The organism is Haloarcula regularis, from assembly GCF_029338315.1.
In the GTDB taxonomy this organism is placed as follows: domain Archaea; phylum Halobacteriota; class Halobacteria; order Halobacteriales; family Haloarculaceae; genus Haloarcula; species Haloarcula regularis.
In genome coordinates this window covers 2,626,705-2,646,798 of the sequence record NZ_CP119794.1, presented here as the reverse complement: position 1 = coordinate 2,646,798, position 20,094 = coordinate 2,626,705, and the positions used below count along the sequence as shown (strand labels likewise).

Here is a 20,094-nt window from a genome sequence, read left to right as displayed (position 1 = left end):
CTCGTACCCGAACACTCCCCCTGGGCGGTGCAAATAGATAAAGCGCGGCCAGTGGAAGGGACGTCCATGTCCGAAGCGAAGGTAGCAATAGTGACTGCCGCTGGAAGTGGAATCGGGGCGGCCTGTGCCCGGCGACTCCACGAGGACGGCTACACGCCGGTACTGCTCTCACGGTCGGGGAGCGCTGTCGAGGTGGCGGAGGACCTCGGTGGCGACGGGTTCGAGGGGTCGGTGACCGAGCCCGCCGACCTGGCGGCGCTCGTCGAAACGACCTACGAGCGCTACGGGCGAATCGACGCGGTCGTGAACAATACAGGCCACCCGGCGACGGGCGACCTCCTCGAGATCACCGACGAAGAGTGGCACGAAGGGCTGGACCTCGTCCTGTTGAACGCGGTCCGGATGGCACGACTCGTCACCCCGATCATGGAAGACCAGGGGCACGGGTCCATCGTGAACATCTCCACCTTCTCGGCGTTCGAACCGTCGAGCGCGTTCCCCGTCTCCTCGGTGCTTCGCGCCGGACTCGGGAGTTTCACCAAACTCTACGCCGATAGATACGCGTCGGCCGGCATCCGGATGAACACGGTCCAGCCCGGGTTCGTCGATAGTTACGACGTAGACGAGGACACGAGAGCGCAGATTCCGATGGGGCGCCCGGCACGAACCGACGAGATCGCAGCCACGGTCGCATACCTGCTCTCGTCCGAGTCCAGCTACGTCACGGGCCAGAACATCCGTGTCGACGGGGGTCTTACGGCCTCCGTCTAGCCGCACTGCTCCTGACGAGGCGTTCATGCACGGCCCCGGCTCCGTCCGCCGAGTCGGCCACGTCGTGACAGCGGGCGATCGAGCAGTTCGCAAATGGTCGCTGCACAGCGGACGCATCTCGGCTGTTGAGTAGTCCCTCTCAGTTGTGGCTCGGAGTTACACGTAAGAGACGTACCGACAGCACCACCGGGCGAGGGTCTGAAGCGTCGTCACGTCCTCCCTCGGTCTGTCCGGCGGTGACCAGGGCGGGGTGTCCCGGATTCGGTTCCACACCATCGAAGAAATCGAGACCCGCGTGGAGTTGGCGGGTCAATGACAGAGCGGACTCGGACGGGGCCGTGGAAGACGACGGTGAGATAGCGTTCTCCGAGACAGACGAACCGGGGACGGATCCCGACACAGCGACCGTCCACGAGGACGCTCCCGTCGACGGGATTGGCCGGACGAGACAGCCGCTCTATTGATCGGTCATCTCGCGCGTCACCTTCGCGAACCCACGCAACGCCCCCTCGTCGTCAAACAGGGCGGTGAGCGTGACGTCCGCGCGAAATCGACTTCCGTCCTTCCGCAGACGCCAGCCCACGTCTTCGACGGCGCCCTCCCGCTCGGCGATCGCGAGTAACGTCTCCGGTCGTCCCTCTTCAACGGCGTCCTCGGTGAAAAACTCCCGGTAGTGTCGACCCACGACCTCCTCCTCGGAGTATCCTTTGATCTGTTCGGCACCGGTGTTCCACGTCGCTACGTTGCCCTCCGCGTCGAGCATGAAGATCGCGTAGTGCTCGATTCCGTCGACGAGATGTTGGAACTGGTCGCGCTCACGCCGGAGTTGCCGCCGAACCAGTGGTGGTGGAGCGCGTGGCCGATATCGCCGGCTAACTCCGTGAGGAGGTCCCGTTCCCGTTCGTCGAATGCGCCAGTGCGATCAGCGTAGACGTTTAACACGCCGTAGAGGCCTCCCTCGTAGCGGAGCGGGATGGCCGCGCTCGATCGGTAGCCACGTTCGAGAGCCGCCTCGCGCCAGGGCTCGTACTCCTCGGCCTCGGGGATATTCTGCATCGTCGCTATCTCGCGCTCACGGATCGCACGTCCAGTCGGTCCGTTCCCGGTCGCGCTCTCGTCGATCCGCACTTCGATGTCGTCGAGGTAATCGCCGTCGATACCGGCGCTGGTGCGCGGGTCTACCGTCCCCGTCTCGGGGTTGTACTCGCCGATCCAGGCAAAGCGATAGAACTCCGTGTTGGCGATGCGCTCACAGAGCTTCGCCTCGATCTCCTCGCGAGACGACGCGTGGACGAGCACGCGGGTAACGTCGGCGACGATGTCACGGATGCGCCGGAGGGTAGCAGCTTCCCGCTGGGCGTGGTACTGCTCGACAGCGTTGGTCACCCGGTTGGCTAGCAGTTCGTACTGCTCGGTTCCCGTTTGCTTCTGGAGGTAATCGGAGACGCCGGTCGCGATGGCGTCGCTCGCGACCTCTTCGCTCCCCTTTCCGGTAAAGAGGATGAACGGTAGATCGGGAGACTTCTCACGGACGGTCGCGAGAAAATCGATACCGTCCATGCCGGACATGTCGTAATCCGAGACGACGCAGTCGAAGCTCCCCTCGTCGAGCAGTTCGAGCCCCTCGCTCGCTCTGTGCGCGGTTTCGACGACGAGGCGGTCGTCTTCGTTTTCGAGGTACGTCGCCACTAGATCGGCAAGATTTGGCTCGTCGTCGACATGTAGCACCCGGATCTGGTTGCTTGCACCTGCCATTCCGCGCTGCGAGCTTCTTGTCAAGGTGAAATGCCTCCCGGCCAGCTTCGAAGACGTTCCATATCGCGTTTCCCATTCGTACTGGTCTTGCCCACAATGCGAGACTCCACGCTGGGGGATGTCCTCGCTATCTCGCACGGCGTTTCGACAGGGAGTGTGGCATTCCGTGGGTTGATCGGGTTCCAGATCACGATAGTCACTCGATGAAATCGACGTTGGCAATTTCGAACCGAGCCCCTGCATCACGTCCCTCTGTCACACGGATCTCCCAGCCATGGGAATCACAGATACGCTTCACGATCGACAGTCCGTACCCCGGATTCTCGGTCACCGTCGAAAACCCGGACTCGAAGACTGACTCGCGGTCTGTGACTGGAATACCGACCCCGTCGTCCTCGACGTATATCCCCTCCTCGTCGATGACACCCACTCTGACCGTGGTCGCTTCCCCGTGGTCCAGTGCGTTCCAGAAGAGGTTCTCGAAGAGCCGACGAAGCTGGCTCTCGTAGGCCCTGAACGTCGCGTCTTCGTCGACAACGAGCTCCGTCTCGCCCGACGTAACGGTCTCCCAGCCAGACCAGGCACTCTCTGCCAGCGACACCTCCGTGAGTGCAGACTCCTCACCTCTGGCGACGTCCAGCAGTTCGTTGATGAGGTTTCGCATCCGGTTGTGCGCCTGGGCGACCTCTTCGAGGTGCTCGAAGTCACCCGTCTCTTTGGCCAGCTGGAGTCTCCCTTCGGCGACGTTCAGAGGGTTCCGGAGGTCGTGAGACACCGTGTTCGCGAACGACTCCAGGATGTGGTTGCGTCGCTCCAGTTCCTGTTCCTGTTCTTTCTCCGCTGTGATGTCCTCGGAGTGGACAAAGAGGCCTTCATCGACCGGATACACGCGCACGGTCACCCAGTAGCCGTGCGGTTCGTAGAACGTTTCAAATTCGACGGGTTCGCGGGACGCCATGGCCCGCTGATAGCGGTCGTAGAGCTCGGTCCCCTCGGCCCGGGGAAAGGCATCGAGGTACGACTGGCCGAGGACGTCGGCGGCGGAACGGCCGGTCCGTCGCTCCATCTGCTGGTTCCAGTACGTGACCGTCCACTCGCTGTCGAGCACGAAGAACCCGTCCGTTTGCTCGTACAACTCGAGGAGTCGCTCCCTGGTCACTTGCGCTCGCTGCTGCGTGCGATGGTGGTCGACGGCGGTCCGGATGCGATTGACCAGCTGCTCGTACGTCTCCGTCCCGCCTTTCTGGATGTACGACGTCACGCCCGCCTCGATGGCCTCGGAGGCGACCTCCTCACTCCCTTTCCCGGTGAGCAGGAAGACCGGTAAGTTCGGATAGTCCTCGCGGACCGCGCGGAGGAACTCGACCCCGTCCATCCCTGGCATCTCGTAGTCGGTAACGACGCAGTCGATCGTCTCGCGGGTGACGGTCTCTAGCCCGGCTTCGGGGCTCGTCTCCGTGCTGACGGTGATGTCCTCCTCGAGTTGTTCGAGGTACATCGCCGTCACGTCACAGAAATCGGAATTGTCGTCGACGTGTAGCACGTCGATCGACTGCTCCCGCCAGGTTCCAAACTGGTTGTCTGGGAGGTCCATTCTACTCGTTCGAATCTCCGGACACATCGGACGCCAGACGATCCACGGCTCGGTTGATGTCTGTCACCTGGTCGGTCTGTTCGTCGATCATATCGGCGATCTCGGCGGTCTGCGTGGCGATCTGGTCAGCGGCCGACGTGGTCTGGTCGACCATACTCGCCACCTCCTCCGTCGACGCCGCCTGTTGGTCGGTCGCGGACGCGATCTCGGTGATCCCCTCGTTCGCCTCCGAGACGGCGCTGTGGATGTCGTCCAGGATCTCCATCGCGTCGTCGACCGATCCGATGCCGTCCGCGATGCGCTCGTTGTTCGCCTCGAGCGAGGTCACGGCGTTCTCGGTGTCCTCTTTGATGCCGTCGACCATCGTCTCTATCTCGCTTGCGTGACGCTGTGACTCCTCGGCCAGCGACTTGACCTCGTTGGCGACGACGGCGAACCCCTCCCCCTCCTCCCCGGCGCGAGCGGCCTCGATGGAGGCGTTCAGGGCCAGCATGTTCGTCTGGTCCGCGATGTCGTTGATCACGTCCACGATCTCGTCGATTTCGGTGACGCTCACCTGGATCTGTTCGACGTCTTGCGAGACATCGTCGGCGGCGTCCTGGATCGACGCCATGGCGTCTCGCACCTCCGTCGCCGATTCCTGGCCGTCGTCGGCGAGCTCCTTGGCCTGCTGGCTGGCGGCGGAGACCTCCTCCGAGGACGAGGCGATCTCTTCGACCGCCGCCGAGAGGTTCGACACCTCCTCTGCGACCTGCTCCATCCCCTCGTACTGCTCGGCGGTCTCCTCGCGTATCTCGCCGAGCTGGCGTGCGATTTCGACCGAGGTGTCATGTAAATCGGCGATCGAGGTCTGGACCTCGCTCGCGGCCTCGTGGTCGTACCCGTCGTCGCTATCGACGCCCTCCTCGATATCGTCGATGTCAGTATCGAGATTGCCGCCTACGTCGTCGCTGACATCCTGTTCGAGGTCTGCCGTTGCGGGCTCTTCACGACCGGTCTGGTCGGATTCGGAGGCCATAGGGGCCATCAGAATATCGACTTGTAAAATAATTAATGACCGATTTTCTCGACTGATACTGGGAAAGTCCATCGATAATATGGTTTTTGTTGTTTTTATTTTAATAACAATAATAATGTACGGACAATTGAATAACTATATCCGGATCGCCAAATTCTGTATTCGCATGTCCCCGCCGCAAATAAATCCAGGGCGATCGAAGAGTTGCAGGCGGTCGGTCTCACCGAGTACGAGGCGAAGTGTTTCGTCGCCCTCTCCCAGATTCCCTCGGGGACGGCGACAGACGTCAGCGAGATCGTGGACATCCCGCGAACGCGGATTTACGACATCGCAGAGAGTCTCCAGGACTGTGGGCTGGTCGAAATCCAGAAGGGGACGCCCCGCGAGTTCCGTGCGGTCTCGACCGACGTCGCGATGAAGCGACTCCAGCTCAGTCACAGGGAGCACCTCGACAACGCCGCAAAGGCGCTTCGGCAACTTACGACGCCCGACGTCCGGGACGAGGCCAGCGGCGTCTGGCGGATCGAGGGGAAACAGAAGGTGGCCGAGCGGGGGCAGTACATCGCGGCGCGGGCCGAAACCGAGCTGTTCGGGCTGTTCACGGAGGACGCGGTATTTCAGGACGACTGTTTTCGACAGGCACAGAGCGCCATCGACCGCGGTGTCGACGTCGTCCTGAGTTCGCCGGACGAGGACCTTCGCGAGTCACTCCGCGCCAGGTTCCCGGACGCGACCATCTGGGACCCGTCGCTCGACTGGCAGACGCTCGAGGAGTTCGGGGCGCAGGTGAGTCGCCTCGTCATGGCGGACCGACATACCGTGATGCTCGCGTCTCTCAGTAAGGACGACGGCGACTGTGCGGAGACCGCAATCTGGGGCGAGGGGTCGGACAGCGAACTCGTGGTCCTCTGTCGGGAGCTCGTGGGCGCACAGCTCGACGAGTTAGACGCGGAAGACGGCAGTTCGCGATTCTCGCTGTAGCGGATCGGTTCGATACTGTCTGGGGTGGCGTCGGGAAAATAAAGCAGTGAGCACCCACACTGAACAGCTGATTCGGCAGGGCCACTGGAAGGCACCAGCGGCGTCGTGGTGAACGAACGCGCTGTATTCAGCACGACTCGCGTTGCATCCTCGAGAAGGGCGACAGGGACGGAGACTCCGGAACCAGACAATCCCGTCGATGGGGCCATACGTTCTTGAGGCCGCCACCGGAACACACACCCATGAACATCGGCATCGTGTCCGACACACACGACAACCTGGACCGGGTCGAGGCGGCAGTCGAGACGTTCGAGCGCGAGGGCTGCGAGGTGGTCGTCCACTGTGGGGACTTCGTCGCGCCGTTTTCGGTGACGCCGTTCGACAGCGACTGGACCTTTTACGCGGTGCGGGGGAACAACGACGGCGAGTGGGCCGTCGAGGACACCGTCGACGGGTTCGGTACCTACCTCGGGGAGATGGGCGAGCTGACGCTGGACGGCAGCGAGGTGGCCGTCTATCACGGGACCAGCGGGGCCATCGTCGACGCGCTGGTCGAGTGTGGCACCTACGACTACGTCGTCCACGGGCACACCCACGAAGCCGGCACCGAGGAGTACGAGGGGACGGTCCGGGTCAACCCCGGCGGCATCGCTATCCCGCCGGCGCCGGACCCCTTCTCCGTGGCGACGCTGGACACCGAGAGCGGCGCGCTGACGTTCCACGACCTGGGGTAGGCCCGGACCGTCGTCGGGTTTCTCAACCGTTATGAGGTGGGCCCGACTGGGAGGGCATATGAGCAGGACCGAGCGGATTCGTGCGACGGAGGCGTGACGATGGCCGGCTCGTCACCCCACGTCTCCCGTGACGTCGTCGCCGAGGCGACGTCGGCCGAGGCGCTGACCGAGCTGTTGCAGGCCCGCTACGCGGACCACCCGGACGCCGAGCGCCTCGCCGAGCGACTCGCGGCCCACGTCCCGGACGTGTGGGCGAACTTCAGCGAGGTCTACGGCGGCGGCCCGGAGCAGCGCGCGTGGCTCGTCGAGGCCGTCGACGCCGCCGTCGAGGGGTTCGAGGACCGCGACCCGGCGCTGCGTGACCTCGACCGGTCGCGCGAGGGGCAGGCCGACTGGTTCCAGGGACCCGAGCAGGTGGGCTACATGTGCTATGTCGACCAGTTCGCGGGGTCGCTATCGGGCGTCCGCGAGAAGATCCCCTACCTGCAGGAGCTGGGCGTGACGTACCTGCACCTCATGCCGCTGCTCGAACCGCGCGATCCGCCCAACGACGGCGGCTACGCCGTCGCGGACTACCGGTCGGTCGACCCGCGACTCGGGACGATGGACGAGTTGCGGGACCTGGCGGCCGATCTCCACGACGCGGGCATCGTGCTGGCGCTGGACTTCGTGATGAACCACACGGCCCGCGAACACGCGTGGGCGCAGGCCGCCCGCGAGGGCGACGAGCGGTTCGAGGACTTCTATCTCACCTTCGAGGACCGGACGATGCCGGACCGCTACGAGGAGACACTGCCCGAGGTGTTCCCCGACTTCGCGCCGGGAAACTTCACCTACGACGAGGCGATGGACCGGTGGGTCTGGACCAGTTTCTACGACTTCCAGTGGGATCTCGACTACGGGAACCCCGACGTCTTCGTCCAGCTGTTCCGCGAGATGCTGTTTCTCGCCAACGTCGGCACGGACGTACTCCGCCTGGACGCCGTGCCTTTCCTCTGGAAGGAACTGGGGACCGACTGCCGGAACGTAGACGAGGCCCACGCCATCCTGCGGGCCTACCGGGCCCTGCTTCGCATCGCCGCGCCGGGCGTCCTGTTCAAGTCCGAGGCCATCGTCGCGCCCGAGGAGACGGTGAAGTACCTGGGCACCGGCGACAACGAGGGCCGCGAGTGCGAGCTGGGCTACAACGCGCCGCTGATGGCCCACCTCTGGCACGCGCTGGCCAGCGAGAACACCCAGTTGCTCACCCGGACGCTCACCGAGCTTCCGGCAGTCCCAGACGCGTCGGCGTGGATCAACTACGTCCGCTGTCACGACGACATCGGGTGGGGGCTCGACGACGCGGACGTGCGAGCGGTCGGCCAGGACCCCGTCGCGACGCGGCGCTTCTGTGCGGACTACTACGCCGGTGACCATCCCGACAGCGACGCCGAGGGGTATCGCTTCCAGGTCGAGAAGGCGACGGGCGAGGCCCGGACGTCGGGGACGACGGCCGCCCTCTGTGGCCTCCAGAAGGCGCAGGTTGAGGGCGAACCCGACGACATCGACCGGACGCTCCGGCGGGCCCTGCTCCTGCACAACGTGGTCTTCGCGATGCGGGGCATCCCCCTGCTGTACAGCGGGGCCGAGGTCGGCCAGCTCAACGACTTCTCGTATCTGACCGACCCCTACCGGGCCGGTGACAACCGCTGGGTCCACCGGCCGCCGATGGACTGGGACCGGGTCGCCCGGCGGAACGTCGAGGGGACCGTCCAGCAGCGCCTCTTCGACGGCATCCGCCGACTCGCGAGCACCCGCGCGGACCACGCGGCGTTCCACGCCCGGGCCGACGAGCGGGTGATCCGGGCCGGCGACGACCGGGTGTTCGTCGTCGAGCGCCGCCGTGACGGGGAGCGACTGCTCTGTCTCTCGAACTTCGCCGGCAGCCCGGCGGCCGTCGACCTCGGCGTGCTGCCGGACGTCTGGAGCGCGGGCGGCGTGACCGACGTCCTCACGGGCGAGACGCGCCACTACCCCGACGGCCGGCTCGTCCTCGAACCGTACGGCTACCAGTGGCTCGAACCGGCCCCCGACGCGCCGCCCGGCGACCCGGTGGAGACGGCCGTCGAGGTCGAGGTCCACACCGAGTGGGGCGAGCAGCTGTCGCTGACGGGGAGCATCGACGCGCTCGGGAACTGGGACGTCGACGCGGCCGTCACGCTGTCGGCCCAGGAGTACCCGACGTGGCAGGCCAGCCTCGAGGTACCAGACGGGACCTGCTTCGAGTTCGAGTGGCTGAAACGCCACGAGGACGGATCCTACGAATGGTCAGGTCACCGGTACGCGGCCGTCGCGGGCGGCGAGACGGTCTGGCGACTCGACTGATTCAGTCGTCCGCGAGGCCGTCGACGCGGGCGGGCGTCCCCTCGTGCTGGACGAGGCCGCGGCCGATGCCGAGCGCCTCGTTCGTGCGGGCAATGCTCTGCTCGGCGCTGGCCGTCCGCCGGGAGAGCGCCCGGACGGCGTCGATGTTCTCGGGAACGACGTCGGCCTCCTGGTGGATGGCCTGGAACAGATAGAGGTCCCGGCCCTGGACGGTGACCGACTCGGCCCAGATGCAGTTCTCCCAGACGTCGCCCCGGGAGCGGCCGGCGTCGCGCGTGTACTCCTTTATCTTGCCCGTGCCGTCGATTCCCAGCGACTCGGGGATGAGAAAGAGCCGTGACTCCCGCGAGAGGAGGTCTCTGACGGCGTCGCTGGTGGGTTCGGACGCCAGCGTGACGTTGACCGAGTGGGTGTGCATCTGCGTCGTCGGCACTTTCATCCCCATCGTGTCGATGTCCAGGTCGGGGAAGACGGTCTGGACGTCCGGGCCGTGGTGGGAGGGGATCTCGACAGGGTCCGGGAGCGTGTCGTTGATGGGCCCGCGACTGGAGTCGCCCGGGTCGCCGCCCCGGCGCACGAGTGTCACGCGGGCCTTCTCGATGCCGTAGGCCTCCTCGATAGGGGCGAAGAGACGCGAGAGGCCGGTGGTGTTACACGAGACCACGCGGACAGACCGGACGCCGACGGCGGTGTCGTAGTTCGCCCGGGCGTTGAAACTCACGTCGGCGACGTCGGCGGCCTCGCCGCCCTGGAAGATGGCCGGCGTGTCGTGGTCGGCGTAGAGCGACGCGTTCTCGGCACCGACGCCGCTCGGGGTCGCGTCGACGACGACGTCGCTCGCGGCGACCAGGTCGTGGACGGTGCCGGCGGTCGGGATGCCGGCGTCCTCGAAGGGGTCGCGGTCGCCGGCGGCATAGAGATCATAGCCCCGGTCGGTCGCGATGGTTGCCTCGAAGTTCGGCGAGCGTTTCGCGACGCCCGCGACAGTCATGTCCGGTTGGGCACGCACCGCGTCAGCGACGCGCTTGCCGATGGTGCCGAATCCGTTGATGCCCACGTGGAGCATGTACCTTCGTACTCGGGGCACCACGATATTCTTTTCGGTAGTTTTTCAGAGAAATTAACTCGGATTGTTGTACTAATGACAGGAGATACCACAGGACACGAGCACCGGCCCACCAAGAGTTAATCCGCCGGGACGACCCGTCGGTATGGACAACTCCTCGCTGCGGAAGCCAGCGGAGACCGCCATCCACCAGTGTCTGCACCTCCAGGCCGACGAATCGTGTGCCGTCGTCACCGACGACAAGCGCAAGGCCATCGGCGAGGCGCTGTACCGGGTCGCAAGCGAGACCACCGACGACAGCGTCTTCGTCCGCTACCCGCCGGGCAACCAGCACGGCGAGGAGCCACCGGCACCCGTCGCCGGCGCGATGCGGACGGCAGACGTGGTCCTCGCGCCGACCACCAAGAGCCTGACCCACACCGAGGCCCGGAGCGAGGCCAACGCCGCCGGCGCCCGGGTCGCGACGCTGCCGGGCATCACCGAGGGCGTGTTCCTGATGGGGCTGGACGCCGACTACGAGGCCATCGAGCAGCACTGTGAAGACGTGCTCGCCCAGGTCGAGGGCGCCGGCGAGATCCGCGTCACGACTCCCCAGGGTACCGATATCACCTTCGGTCTGGGCTCGCGCGAGTGGCATCTCGACACCGGCATCGTCCACGAGGCCGGCGCGATGTCGAACCTCCCCGCCGGCGAGGTGTTCGTCTCGCCGGAGACGGCCGACGGCACATTCGTCGTCGACGGAACGATGCGTCCCCACGGGAAACTCGACGGCGAACTGCTCTCCTTCGAGGTCGAGGACGGCCAGGTCACCGACATCTCCGATCCCGCCATCCGCGAGCAGGTCGAGGACGCCGCCGAGGACGTCGGCGCGGACGCCTACAACCTCGCCGAACTCGGCATCGGGACCAACGTCGCCGTCACCGAACTGGTCGGGTCAGTACTGCTGGACGAGAAGGCCGGCGGCACCGTCCACATCGCCATCGGCGACGACCACGCCATCGGCGGCGACGTCCACGCGCCGCTCCACCTCGACGGCATCCTGACGGAACCGACCGTGTATGCGGACGGCGAGGAAGTGGAACTTCCTCGTGGAGAGTGAACGGGGAACGCGAGCCGTGAACGCGGCGACCCGCGAACAGGGGCGGTCGGGGACCGCCGGCAGGGCGAGTGGCGAGCCCGGTCACGTCCGGCGGTCCCGTGTCGGTCGACGGCAGGCTTCCTATCGCTATGGGACGGCAGACCACAGATAGCGCCGGTGCGACGACCATTTACGCCCGGGCGCTAGAACGGGAGGTATGACTGACGCTACACCGGGCGACCGCATCGCGTTGCCGTGCCCGGCCTGTTCGCCGGACGTCGAGACCGTCCACGAGGTACTCAAGCCCGGCGGCCAGGTCACGGTCCGCTGTACGGCCTGTGACCACGTTCACAAGGAGCGACTGCCCGAGGAACGCACCGTCCAGACCGACGTCGTCGTCTCGCAGGACGGCGACTCCTTCTCCGCGCAGGTCGACGTCCCCGAGGACGAGGCCCTGAAGGTCGGCGAGGAGTTCCTCTTAGAGACCGAGGAGGCGGTGATGACCGTCCGCATCACCAGCCTGGAGACCGCCGACGGCCGCACGGAGGAGGCCCCGGTCACCGACGTCGGGACCATCTGGTCCCGCGCGGTCGGGAACGTCGCGGTCAACGTCACGATGCACCCGAAAGACGGACGCCACGACGAGACCGAGAGCTTCAAGCTGCAGGTCCCCGGCGACTTCGAGTTCGTCGTCGGCGGGACCGAGCAGTTCGGCGACGAGGAGTTCACCGTCGAGGGCATCCACGTCCGCGACGACGCCCACGGCTACCAGCACGAGAAGCTGGACTTCGACGGCGACATGGCCTTCGCGAAGGACATCGACCGACTGCTGGTGCGCGACGAGTCGACCACGGCCTGGTCGGCCTGGTAGGATGCCCGACTGGGGACGACAGCGGGGGGCACTCGTCGACCGACTCGGTAAACGCGACCGGGTCGGCGAAGCCGTCCTGGACGCTCTGGAGGCGGTCCCGCGACACCGGTTCGTCCCCGAGGGGCTCCGCGAGGAGGCCTACGAGGACCGCCCGTTGCCCATCGGCGAGGGTCAGACCATCTCGGCGCCGCACATGGTCGCGAAGATGGCCGACTTGCTCGCCCTCCGGCCCGGCGACGACGTGCTCGAGGTCGGCACCGGGTGTGGCTACCACGCCGCCGTTACGGCCGAGCTGGTCGGCCCCGAACACGTCTACAGCGTCGAGTACCGCGAACCGCTGGCCGAGCGCGCCCGCGAGACGCTCGCGTCCCTGGGCTACGACGCCGTGTCGGTTCGCGTCGGCGACGGGAAGGAGGGGTGGCCCGAGCACGCCTCCTACGAGGGTGCCTACCTGACCTGTGCGGCCCCGTCCTTCCCGCCGGCCGTCGTCGAGCAGCTCCAGCCCGGAGGCCTGTTGCTCGCGCCCATCGGCGGCGACCGGCAGCGCCTCGTTGAGGCCCGGCGCCGCGCCGACGGCTCGCTGTCGGTCGACACCCACGGCGCCGTCCGGTTCGTCCGGTTGCAGTAGCGCCGCGGCGGGCGCGTCATTGATATAGCTCCGGCCGAACTCTGTGACATGGACCCGGCGGTACTGCGGGACGACATGGTCGCGAGCCTGGAACACGACAGCAAGGGGGTCGTGCACAGCGACTGGCTCTCGGCCGCGATGCGGGCGGTGGCGCGCGAGGCGTTCGTCGGCGAGGAGCAGGCCTACTCCGACCGGCCGTTCGAGCGCCTGGGCACCCGCGTGCTCGCCCCCAACACCGCCGCCAGACTGCTGGAGGCGCTGGACCCGGACGCGGACGACACGGTGCTGGTCGTGGGGGCGGGCGTGGGCTACACCGCCGCCGTGCTCGCCGAACACGTCGGGGCGGCTAACGTCCAGGCCATCGACATCACCCGGCGGCTGGTCATCGAGGCGCGCTCGAACCTCGCGGAGGCGGGCTACGAGGGCGTGCTCGTCGACTGCCGCGACGGCGCCGGCGGCCTCCCGGAGTACGCCCCCTACGACCGGATCCTGGTGGAGGCGGCGGCCATCGAACCGCCGCGAGCGCTGCGCGAGCAGCTGTCGCCGGACGGTCGGCTGGTGATGCCACTCGGAGCCAGCCAGCAGGCGCTCGCCATCGTGACGCCCGACGGCGTCGACCAGCGCCTGGGGAGCGTCGCGTTCCAGCCGATGCTCGTCGAGGGCGAGCAGGCCGACACCGTCGAGCGCAACCGGACGCGGCGCGAGGACCGCGAACACGCCCGGCGGTCGGCCCAGTCCCGGAACGGCTGGGAGCAGGAGTGGATCGACTGGGACCGGTAGCCCCGCTCACGACCGGACCACCAGCAAGGCCGTGTTCGACCGGTCGTCCCGGTAGTTGCTCCCGGCGGGCGGTTTCACGTCGAACCTCACCGTCCCCTCCCGCTGGTTCTGCTCTAACGTCGGCGACAGCGTGAGCGTCGCCGTCCCGGTGGCGTTCGTCTCGGCCGTCGCCACCCCCGAGAGCGACGCGGTCCCGCTCTTGGCGACCACCGTCGCCCCGGCGACCGCCCCGCCGTCCGGGTCGACGACGGTGACGGAGACGGTCACGTTCTCTTGGGCCGAAGGCGGGGCCATCACCTCCGGTTCGGGCTCGACGTCGACCTCGGTGACCTGCAGCGTCTCCATCCCGGAGATGGTGCTCATCATCACGCTCAGGCAGGCCACGCCGACGACGAGCGCGATGACCAGTCTGATGGGCAGTCCCTCGATGGCGCGGTCGTCGCGCCACAGCGCCTCGAACATGGGCCGGACTGGCCGCGGGTTCCTACTTGAACCCTCGCCCGGAGGTTCAAGTACCGGGACGGGACCAGGCCTCCTATGGTCGTCATCGGACGCGAGACGGGACGCGGGGACCGGCCGGTCGCCCCGCTGGGGCGGTACCGGGCGCGAGATGGGAGCCACGGGGCGCGCGTGACACTCGACGTCGACCGGCCACACGTGGGGCTCGTCGTCGGCAAGCGCGGCACCGGGAAGACGTACACGCTCGGGGTCCTGCTGGAGGGGCTGGCCACCACAGAGGGCGTGACGCCGGTGGTCGCGGACCCGATGGGCGCGTTCGGCGCACTCGCCGGCTCGGAGACTGGCCTCAACGCCCGCCGGGTCGATCCGACAGTCCGGGCCGACAGCCTCGGTCCGCGCCAGTGGTGTACCGTCCTGAACCTGGCGCCCGACGGCGGCGCCGGCGCGCTCGTCTGGCGGGCCGCCAGCGAGTGTGCGACGCTCGCGGCGATGCGCGAGTGGGTCACCGCGAGCGACGCCGACGCGTCCGCGCGCCGGGCGGCGGCGAACCACCTTGCCCTGGCGGCGTCGTGGGGCGTCTTCGACCCCGACGGCCTGGGCGTCCGGCGGCTGTGTGCCGACGAGGTGACCGTCCTCGACATGACCGGCCTCGACAGCGAGGCGGCGGGTGCGGTACTCGCGGCCGTCGCCAGCGTGCTCTACGACGCCCGGGTCGCGGACGCGACCGACCGCTTGCCCTGGCTGCTCGTCGACGAGGCCCACGCGTTCACCGACGGCGTCGCGTCCAGACCGCTCCGGCGGCTGGTGACGCGGGGTCGCCAGCCCGGAGTGAGCTGCTGGCTGGCGACCCAGCGACCCAGCGCGCTCCCGGCCGTCGCTGTCTCGCAGGCCGACCTGCTGGTCGCTCACCACCTGACGAGTCGGGCGGATCTCGACGCGCTGTCGGCGGCGCGGCCGACGTACCTGACAGAGGAGCTGGCGACCGGCCTGCCGGCGGAGACGGGGACGGCGCTGGTCGTCGACGACGCCACCGAGTCGACCCACACCGTCCGGATTCGCGAGCGGGAGACGCCACACGGGGGCGAGAGCCCGCGCGCGTCGGCGGTCGCGGTCGGACGGGACCGAGCCTCGGCCAGCTCGGCCGCCAACCACAACTGACGAATACCGGGGCACGGAGTCTCCACCAATGAGCGAGCCACACGGCCTCTCGCGGGCCGAGCCACTCCTGCTCGTGGCCGTCGGCGGGTTCGCGGGGGCCGTGCTGCGTCACACGGCGACGGTCGCGGCGCCCGGCCTGGGGATGGTAGAGGGCGCCGTCGTCGGGACGCTGGCGGTCAACGTCCTGGGGAGTTTCGCGCTGGGTCCTGCTGTACGAGGCCCACCTCGCCGGTGCCCTCTCGGCGGAGACCCGGCTGGTCCTCGGGACGGGATTCCTCTCCTCGTTTACCACCTACAGCACCTTCGCCGTCCAGACCAGCGGCCTGTCGCCGGCGCTGTCGGTAGGGAACGTCGCCGCGAACTACGCGCTGGCCTTCATCGCCGTCGTGCTGGGTCGACTCGTCGCGAGGTGGCTGTCGTGAACCCGTTGCTGCTCGTCGGGGCAGGCGGCGTCGCGGGCGCGCTCGGGCGTCACTTCGTCGGCACCCGGCTCGAACGCGACCGGGCCGACACGCTGGCCGTGAACGTCCTCGGGAGTGTCCTGCTGGGTGCGCTGGTCGCCGCCCCGGTCGGCGAGTCGGCCCTCCTGGTCGTCGGGACGGGGTTCTGTGGCGCGTTCACGACGTTCTCGTCGTTCGCGTTCGAGACGGTGCGCCTGGCCGAACTCGGCCACCCGCGGGCGGCGGGGTTGTACGCCGGCGGGACCCTCCTCGCGGCACTGGTCGGAGTCACAGCCGGCGGGGCAATCGCCGTCGCGCTCTGGTAGGAGAGTCAGTCGGAGGTCGGGTCGGCGTCCTCGGCGGAGATGTGCCCGACTTCGGCGACCGTCTCGTCGCCGACGGCCGTCTGTACCTTCCCGACGACCACCGCGACGACGTAGATGGCGACGGCCACGAGGACGATGACGCCCCCGGCGGTCGCCCCGGCGTAGTACGAGACGCCGATGCCCAGCAGGACCGCGAGTTCGGCGAGGACGACCGAGACCAGCAGCGACTGGGAGAAGCTCCGCGAGACCTGTGCCGCACCGGCGACGGGGACGACGAGCATCGCGGCCACGAGGATGACGCCCATGATCTGCATCGCGCCGACGACGACCAGCGCGGTGAGCATCACCATGATGCGGTTGTACCAGCCGACCGAGAGTCCGGAGACGGCCGCGGCCGTCTCGTCGAAGGTGACATAGAGTAACTGGTTGCGCGTGACCGCGACGGTCACCACGATGACGGTAAAGAGGACGAGCAGGATGGCGGCGTTCTCCATCGACACCGTCGAGAGGTTGCCAAAGAGGAACTGGTTGATGCCGACCGCCAGCCCCCCGGCGTTGATGCTGATGAGGACCGTCCCCAGCGCGAACCCCGTCGAGAGGACGATGGCCATCGAGACGTCGTTGTAGGCGTCGGTCGCTTCGGAGATGAGTTCGATGAGCAGCGCCGACAGCATGGCGACCACCACGGCCGTCAGATAGGGCGAGACGCCGAGCTCGAGGACGCCGTTGAGAAAGAGGCCGACGGCGACGCCGGCGAAGGCGGTGTGGGCGAGCGCGTCGCCGATGAGCGCCAGCTGCCGGTGGACCAGGAAGGTCCCGATGAGCGGCGCCATCACGCCGATACAGAGGCCGACGAGGATGGCGCGGTGCATGAACCGGTACTGGAGGAGTTCCAGCCCGGTCACGCCGGCGACCCAGAACAGCAGGTCCGTCCACAGCTCGAGCAGCAGATAGAGCGGCCAGAGGACCGCATCGAGGGGGCTCGACTGGAGCGCGACGAGCAGCAGGCTCATCCGGCGTCACCTCCCACGGCCATCGCGGTACCGAACGCGCGGGCCAGCGCGTCGCTCTCGACGAACGCCGCGGTGGGGCCGTCGAAGTAGACCTCGCGGTTGAGACAGACCACCCGTTCGGCGTGGTCGGTGACCGCGCGCAGGTCGTGCTCGATGAGCAGGATGGTGATGCCGGTGTCGTGCAGCGAGTCCAGCAGGTCGTAGAACGCCGCGACCGACTCGGCGTCGACGCCGACGGTCGGTTCGTCCAGCACGAGCAGGTCCGCCTCGCTGGCGAGCGCCCGGGCGATGAAGGTCCGCTGGCGCTGCCCGCCCGAGAGCTGGGTCACCCGGCGGTCGGCGAAGGCGGCCATCCCCACGGTCTCGAGCGCCCGGTCGACGATGCGGGCGTCGTCCCTCGAGAGGCGGCCGAACCCGACGTGGGGAAACCGCCCCATCTTCACGACTTCCCGGACCGTGATGGGCATCTCCTTCGAGGCGCTGGCCTCCTGGGCGACGTAGCCGATGCGCGCGCCGTCGTCGAACCGGTGGGCCGGCTCGCCGAACAGGCGCGCCTGGCCCGAGTCGGGGCGGACCAGGCCGAGCAGCAGCCGCATCAGCGTCGACTTCCCCGAGCCGTTCGGGCCGACGACGGCGACGTACTCGCCCGGGTCGATGCGGAGCGAGACGTCCTCGACCACGGGCGTGGCCGTGTAGCCGAAGGACACGCCGTCGAGTTCGGCGACCGGGCCGTCGTTGGTCATTCGAAGTTCCTCCACTGGTCGTTCCACCCCTCGATGTCGACGTCCTCGGGCGCCGTGTTGCCCAGGACGACGTCGAAGGTGGGCATGTTGATGTTGTCGGCGATGTCCTCGTACCCCCAGCCACGCTCCACCCAGTCCTCGCGGACGCCGGCGTAGGGCGTGACGGGGTAGTACGCCTCGACGGCGGTCTCGGCCAGCAGCTGCTGGGCCGGCCGGCGCGTCTCGAAGACGGCCGCGCCGATGTAGCGGATGTCGTTGTCCTCGATGACCCGCTTGGCTTCGGTGATGTCCGACGGGCGGACGTCACCGCTCGCGGCGAGGTTGACGACCAGCGGGCGCATCTGGACGCCGTACCGGACGCCAATGTACTGGAAGGCGTTGTGGGCCGCGAGCTGGACGACGTCGCGGTCGGCGGTCTCGAAGATGCGCCGGTAGTCGGCGTCGATGCGGTCGAGCACGTCGGACTTGTACGTCGCGGCGTTCTCGCGTAACGTCGCCTCGTGGTCGGGCGCGAGCTCGGCCAGCCCGTCGGTGATGTTGTCGACGGACTGTTTCGCGCGTCGCGGGTCGAGCCAGAAGTGCGGGTCCTTCCCCCGACCCTCGCCGACACCCTCCTCGTCGGGGTCCAGACTCGCCGCGAGGTCGACCAGTTCGACGCCCTCGCGGACGTTGATGGTCATGGTGCCGGCGTCGTCGTCCTCGAGCGTCTGGATGGCGCGGTCGGCCCACGGCTGGAAGTCCGGCCCGACGTGGATGAACGCGTCCGCCTCGATGATGTCGCGCGTGATGGTCGCGTTGGGCTCCCAGCCGTGGCCGTGCAGGCCGGTCGGGACGAGGTTGCGCACCTCGATGGGCGTGTCGCGTGCGATCTTCCGGGCGAAGTCGTAGAAGCTGAAAAAGGAGGCGACGGCGACGGGGCCCGACCCGTCTTTCGCGTCGGTCGTCGTCCGCGAACCGCCCGATCCGTCGCCGACACAGCCGGCGACGGCGCCGGCGAGTAGCGAGCCGCCGGCGGCGAGTGCCTGTCGGCGCGAGAGTCGTCTGTCGTGTCCGGACCGCGTCTCACGAGTCGTCATTGACTGATAGACTACGTCGAACCAAATAATAGTTCTGTTCTAAGTATAGTATTAGACTAGTCTAATTCCCCGCCGGCGCGGTCCGCTCGCGGTCTGTGGCACAGTCCTCAAGGCGCCGGTGGCCCTACACCGCCTATGGACCCAGCGGAACTCCGCGCGTCGATACCGGCACTGGAGCGGTGTACGTACTTCAACACGGGTGCGAGCGGCCCGAGTCCCCGCAACGTGGTCGGTGCGGCGACCGACTTCCTGGAGCGCCACGCCTTCGAGGCGCCGGCCGCGGAGGGGCCCTACGACGTCGCCTGGAGCGCGCTGGCCGCCGCCCGTGAGGTCGTGGCGGGCCACGTCGGCGCCGCCCCCGAGGACGTGGCGCTGACCCGCAGCACCGCCGACGGCGTCAACCTCGTCGCCTGTGCCATCGACTGGCAACCGGGCGACGTGGTCGTTCGGACCGACCTGGAACACCCCGCCGGGACGCTCCCGTGGGACCGCCTGGCCGACACGCACGACGTCGAGGTCCGGGTCTTGGAGACCCAGGACGGCCGGCTGGACATGGAGGAGGTGAAGGCGACGGTGGCCGACGCACGGCTGGTCTCGCTGAGTTCGCTCACCTGGACCCACGGGACCCGTCTGCCGGTCGGCGAGGTCGTCGATATCGCCCACGACGCCGGCGCGCAGGTGCTCGTCGACGCCGTCCAGTCGCTCGGCCAGCACCCGGTCGACGTCACAGAGTGGGGCGCCGACTTCGTCGCGATGGCGGGCCACAAGTGGCTGCTGGGAGTGTGGGGCAGCGGCGTCCTCTACGTCGACCCCGCGGCCCACGACCGGTTGCGCCCGCGCCGCATCGGCTACCGGAGCGTCACCGACCCCACCGCGCCCGAGTACACCTACCACGAGGGCGCCCGCCGCTTCGAGGTCGGGACGACCCAGCCCGCCCCCTACGTCGCGCTGGCCGAGGCCATCGAGACCATCGAGTCGGTCGGCCTCGACACCGTCCAGTCCCGCGTCGCCGACCTGACCGGCCGGCTCAAGGCGGGGCTGGGCGACCGGCTGGTGAGCCCGCGCGAGTACGAGTCCGGTCTCGTCTCGTTCACCGCCGAGGACCCCGCGGCGACCGTCGAGCGTCTCGCCGCGGACGGCATCGTCGCCCGGTCGCTGCCCCATCCGGACGTCGTCCGCGCCTCGGTCCACGTATTCAACACCCGCGAGGACGTCGACGCCCTGCTCGAGCGGGTGTAG

General features: G+C 67.9%; 21 protein-coding genes and 1 pseudogene. 13 read left to right on the top strand and 9 right to left on the bottom strand.

The window, feature by feature from the left end; all coding sequences use genetic code 11:
* Positions 1 to 66: 66 nt before the first annotated feature.
* A complete protein-coding gene (locus P1N55_RS14250; RefSeq protein WP_276276197.1) occupies positions 67 to 771 on the top strand; it encodes an SDR family oxidoreductase in 705 nt (234 codons plus the stop codon).
* Positions 772 to 1,109: 338 nt separating this feature from the next.
* A complete protein-coding gene (locus P1N55_RS14245; RefSeq protein WP_276276196.1) occupies positions 1,110 to 1,235 on the top strand; it encodes a hypothetical protein in 126 nt (41 codons plus the stop codon).
* Here P1N55_RS14245 and P1N55_RS14240 read toward each other — a convergent pair.
* The 4 genes from P1N55_RS14240 to P1N55_RS14225 form a co-directional block, all read right to left on the bottom strand.
* On the bottom strand, positions 1,229 to 1,534 hold the full coding sequence (locus P1N55_RS14240) for a PAS domain-containing protein (RefSeq protein WP_276276195.1): 306 nt from the start codon (positions 1,532 to 1,534) through the stop codon (positions 1,229 to 1,231). The two genes, P1N55_RS14245 and P1N55_RS14240, sit on opposite strands and share 7 nt — an antisense overlap.
* Complete coding sequence (locus P1N55_RS14235; protein WP_276276194.1) at positions 1,510 to 2,526, bottom strand: response regulator; 1,017 nt, start codon at positions 2,524 to 2,526, stop codon at positions 1,510 to 1,512. The genes P1N55_RS14240 and P1N55_RS14235 overlap by 25 nt, the downstream gene beginning before the upstream one ends.
* A gap of 196 nt (positions 2,527 to 2,722) precedes the next feature.
* On the bottom strand, positions 2,723 to 4,120 hold the full coding sequence (locus tag P1N55_RS14230; protein ID WP_276276193.1) for an ATP-binding response regulator: 1,398 nt from the start codon (positions 4,118 to 4,120) through the stop codon (positions 2,723 to 2,725).
* Between the two features lies 1 nt (position 4,121).
* Positions 4,122 to 5,138: a methyl-accepting chemotaxis protein gene (locus P1N55_RS14225; RefSeq protein WP_276276192.1), complete on the bottom strand. Its 1,017-nt coding sequence runs from the start codon at positions 5,136 to 5,138 to the stop codon at positions 4,122 to 4,124.
* A gap of 204 nt (positions 5,139 to 5,342) precedes the next feature.
* Between P1N55_RS14225 and P1N55_RS14220 the strand changes: the two genes are divergently transcribed.
* From P1N55_RS14220 to P1N55_RS14210, 3 genes are all read left to right on the top strand, one after another.
* The gene (locus P1N55_RS14220; RefSeq protein WP_276276191.1) at positions 5,343 to 6,119 is read left to right on the top strand and encodes a TrmB family transcriptional regulator; all 777 of its coding nucleotides are present in this window, start codon (positions 5,343 to 5,345) and stop codon (positions 6,117 to 6,119) included.
* Positions 6,120 to 6,361: 242 nt separating this feature from the next.
* Entirely contained in the window at positions 6,362 to 6,853 is a 492-nt protein-coding gene (locus P1N55_RS14215; RefSeq protein ID WP_276276190.1) for a metallophosphoesterase, read from the top strand.
* 99 nt (positions 6,854 to 6,952) lie between these two features.
* The gene (locus tag P1N55_RS14210; RefSeq protein WP_276276189.1) at positions 6,953 to 9,217 is read left to right on the top strand and encodes an alpha-amylase family glycosyl hydrolase; all 2,265 of its coding nucleotides are present in this window, start codon (positions 6,953 to 6,955) and stop codon (positions 9,215 to 9,217) included.
* 1 nt (position 9,218) lies between these two features.
* Here the strand turns inward: P1N55_RS14210 and P1N55_RS14205 are convergent, their stop codons facing one another.
* Positions 9,219 to 10,283, bottom strand: a complete 1,065-nt coding sequence (locus P1N55_RS14205) for a type II glyceraldehyde-3-phosphate dehydrogenase (RefSeq protein WP_276276188.1) — start codon at positions 10,281 to 10,283, stop codon at positions 9,219 to 9,221.
* 145 nt (positions 10,284 to 10,428) lie between these two features.
* On the opposite strand from P1N55_RS14205, the gene P1N55_RS14200 reads away from it, so the two are divergent.
* From P1N55_RS14200 to P1N55_RS14185, 4 genes are all read left to right on the top strand, one after another.
* Positions 10,429 to 11,382, top strand: coding sequence for an aminopeptidase (locus P1N55_RS14200; RefSeq protein ID WP_276276187.1), 954 nt, complete (start codon positions 10,429 to 10,431; stop codon positions 11,380 to 11,382).
* A 196-nt stretch (positions 11,383 to 11,578) separates the two neighbouring features.
* On the top strand, positions 11,579 to 12,232 hold the full coding sequence (locus P1N55_RS14195) for an HVO_0476 family zinc finger protein (RefSeq protein WP_276276186.1): 654 nt from the start codon (positions 11,579 to 11,581) through the stop codon (positions 12,230 to 12,232).
* A gap of 1 nt (position 12,233) precedes the next feature.
* Entirely contained in the window at positions 12,234 to 12,860 is a 627-nt protein-coding gene (locus P1N55_RS14190; protein WP_276276185.1) for a protein-L-isoaspartate(D-aspartate) O-methyltransferase, read from the top strand.
* 48 nt (positions 12,861 to 12,908) lie between these two features.
* Entirely contained in the window at positions 12,909 to 13,640 is a 732-nt protein-coding gene (locus P1N55_RS14185; RefSeq protein ID WP_276276184.1) for a protein-L-isoaspartate O-methyltransferase family protein, read from the top strand.
* Between the two features lie 6 nt (positions 13,641 to 13,646).
* Here P1N55_RS14185 and P1N55_RS14180 read toward each other — a convergent pair whose 3' ends face one another.
* Positions 13,647 to 14,102, bottom strand: coding sequence for a DUF7382 domain-containing protein (locus tag P1N55_RS14180; RefSeq protein ID WP_276276183.1), 456 nt, complete (start codon positions 14,100 to 14,102; stop codon positions 13,647 to 13,649).
* A 75-nt stretch (positions 14,103 to 14,177) separates the two neighbouring features.
* Between P1N55_RS14180 and P1N55_RS14175 the strand changes: the two genes are divergently transcribed.
* The 3 genes and pseudogenes from P1N55_RS14175 to P1N55_RS14165 all read left to right on the top strand — a co-directional run bounded on the left by P1N55_RS14175 (position 14,178) and on the right by P1N55_RS14165 (position 16,023).
* Positions 14,178 to 15,257, top strand: a complete 1,080-nt coding sequence (locus P1N55_RS14175; RefSeq protein WP_276276182.1) for an ATP-binding protein — start codon at positions 14,178 to 14,180, stop codon at positions 15,255 to 15,257.
* A gap of 28 nt (positions 15,258 to 15,285) precedes the next feature.
* A pseudogene (locus tag P1N55_RS14170) lies at positions 15,286 to 15,679 on the top strand (CrcB family protein).
* Positions 15,667 to 16,023, top strand: a complete 357-nt coding sequence (locus tag P1N55_RS14165) for a fluoride efflux transporter FluC (RefSeq protein ID WP_276276181.1) — start codon at positions 15,667 to 15,669, stop codon at positions 16,021 to 16,023. Before P1N55_RS14170 ends, P1N55_RS14165 begins: the two are co-directional and overlap by 13 nt.
* 5 nt (positions 16,024 to 16,028) lie before the next feature.
* Here P1N55_RS14165 and P1N55_RS14160 read toward each other — a convergent pair whose 3' ends face one another.
* The 3 genes from P1N55_RS14160 to P1N55_RS14150 are packed head-to-tail and all read right to left on the bottom strand — an operon-like array spanning position 16,029 to position 18,855.
* Positions 16,029 to 17,036 (bottom strand): metal ABC transporter permease, encoded by a 1,008-nt coding sequence (locus P1N55_RS14160; RefSeq protein WP_276276180.1) that lies wholly within the window; start codon positions 17,034 to 17,036, stop codon positions 16,029 to 16,031.
* Complete coding sequence (locus tag P1N55_RS14155; protein ID WP_276276179.1) at positions 17,033 to 17,779, bottom strand: metal ABC transporter ATP-binding protein; 747 nt, start codon at positions 17,777 to 17,779, stop codon at positions 17,033 to 17,035. Before P1N55_RS14155 ends, P1N55_RS14160 begins: the two co-directional genes overlap by 4 nt.
* On the bottom strand, positions 17,776 to 18,855 hold the full coding sequence (locus P1N55_RS14150; protein ID WP_276276178.1) for a metal ABC transporter substrate-binding protein: 1,080 nt from the start codon (positions 18,853 to 18,855) through the stop codon (positions 17,776 to 17,778). Before P1N55_RS14150 ends, P1N55_RS14155 begins: the two co-directional genes overlap by 4 nt.
* A gap of 135 nt (positions 18,856 to 18,990) precedes the next feature.
* On the opposite strand from P1N55_RS14150, the gene P1N55_RS14145 reads away from it, so the two are divergent.
* Positions 18,991 to 20,094: an aminotransferase class V-fold PLP-dependent enzyme gene (locus tag P1N55_RS14145; protein WP_276276177.1), complete on the top strand. Its 1,104-nt coding sequence runs from the start codon at positions 18,991 to 18,993 to the stop codon at positions 20,092 to 20,094.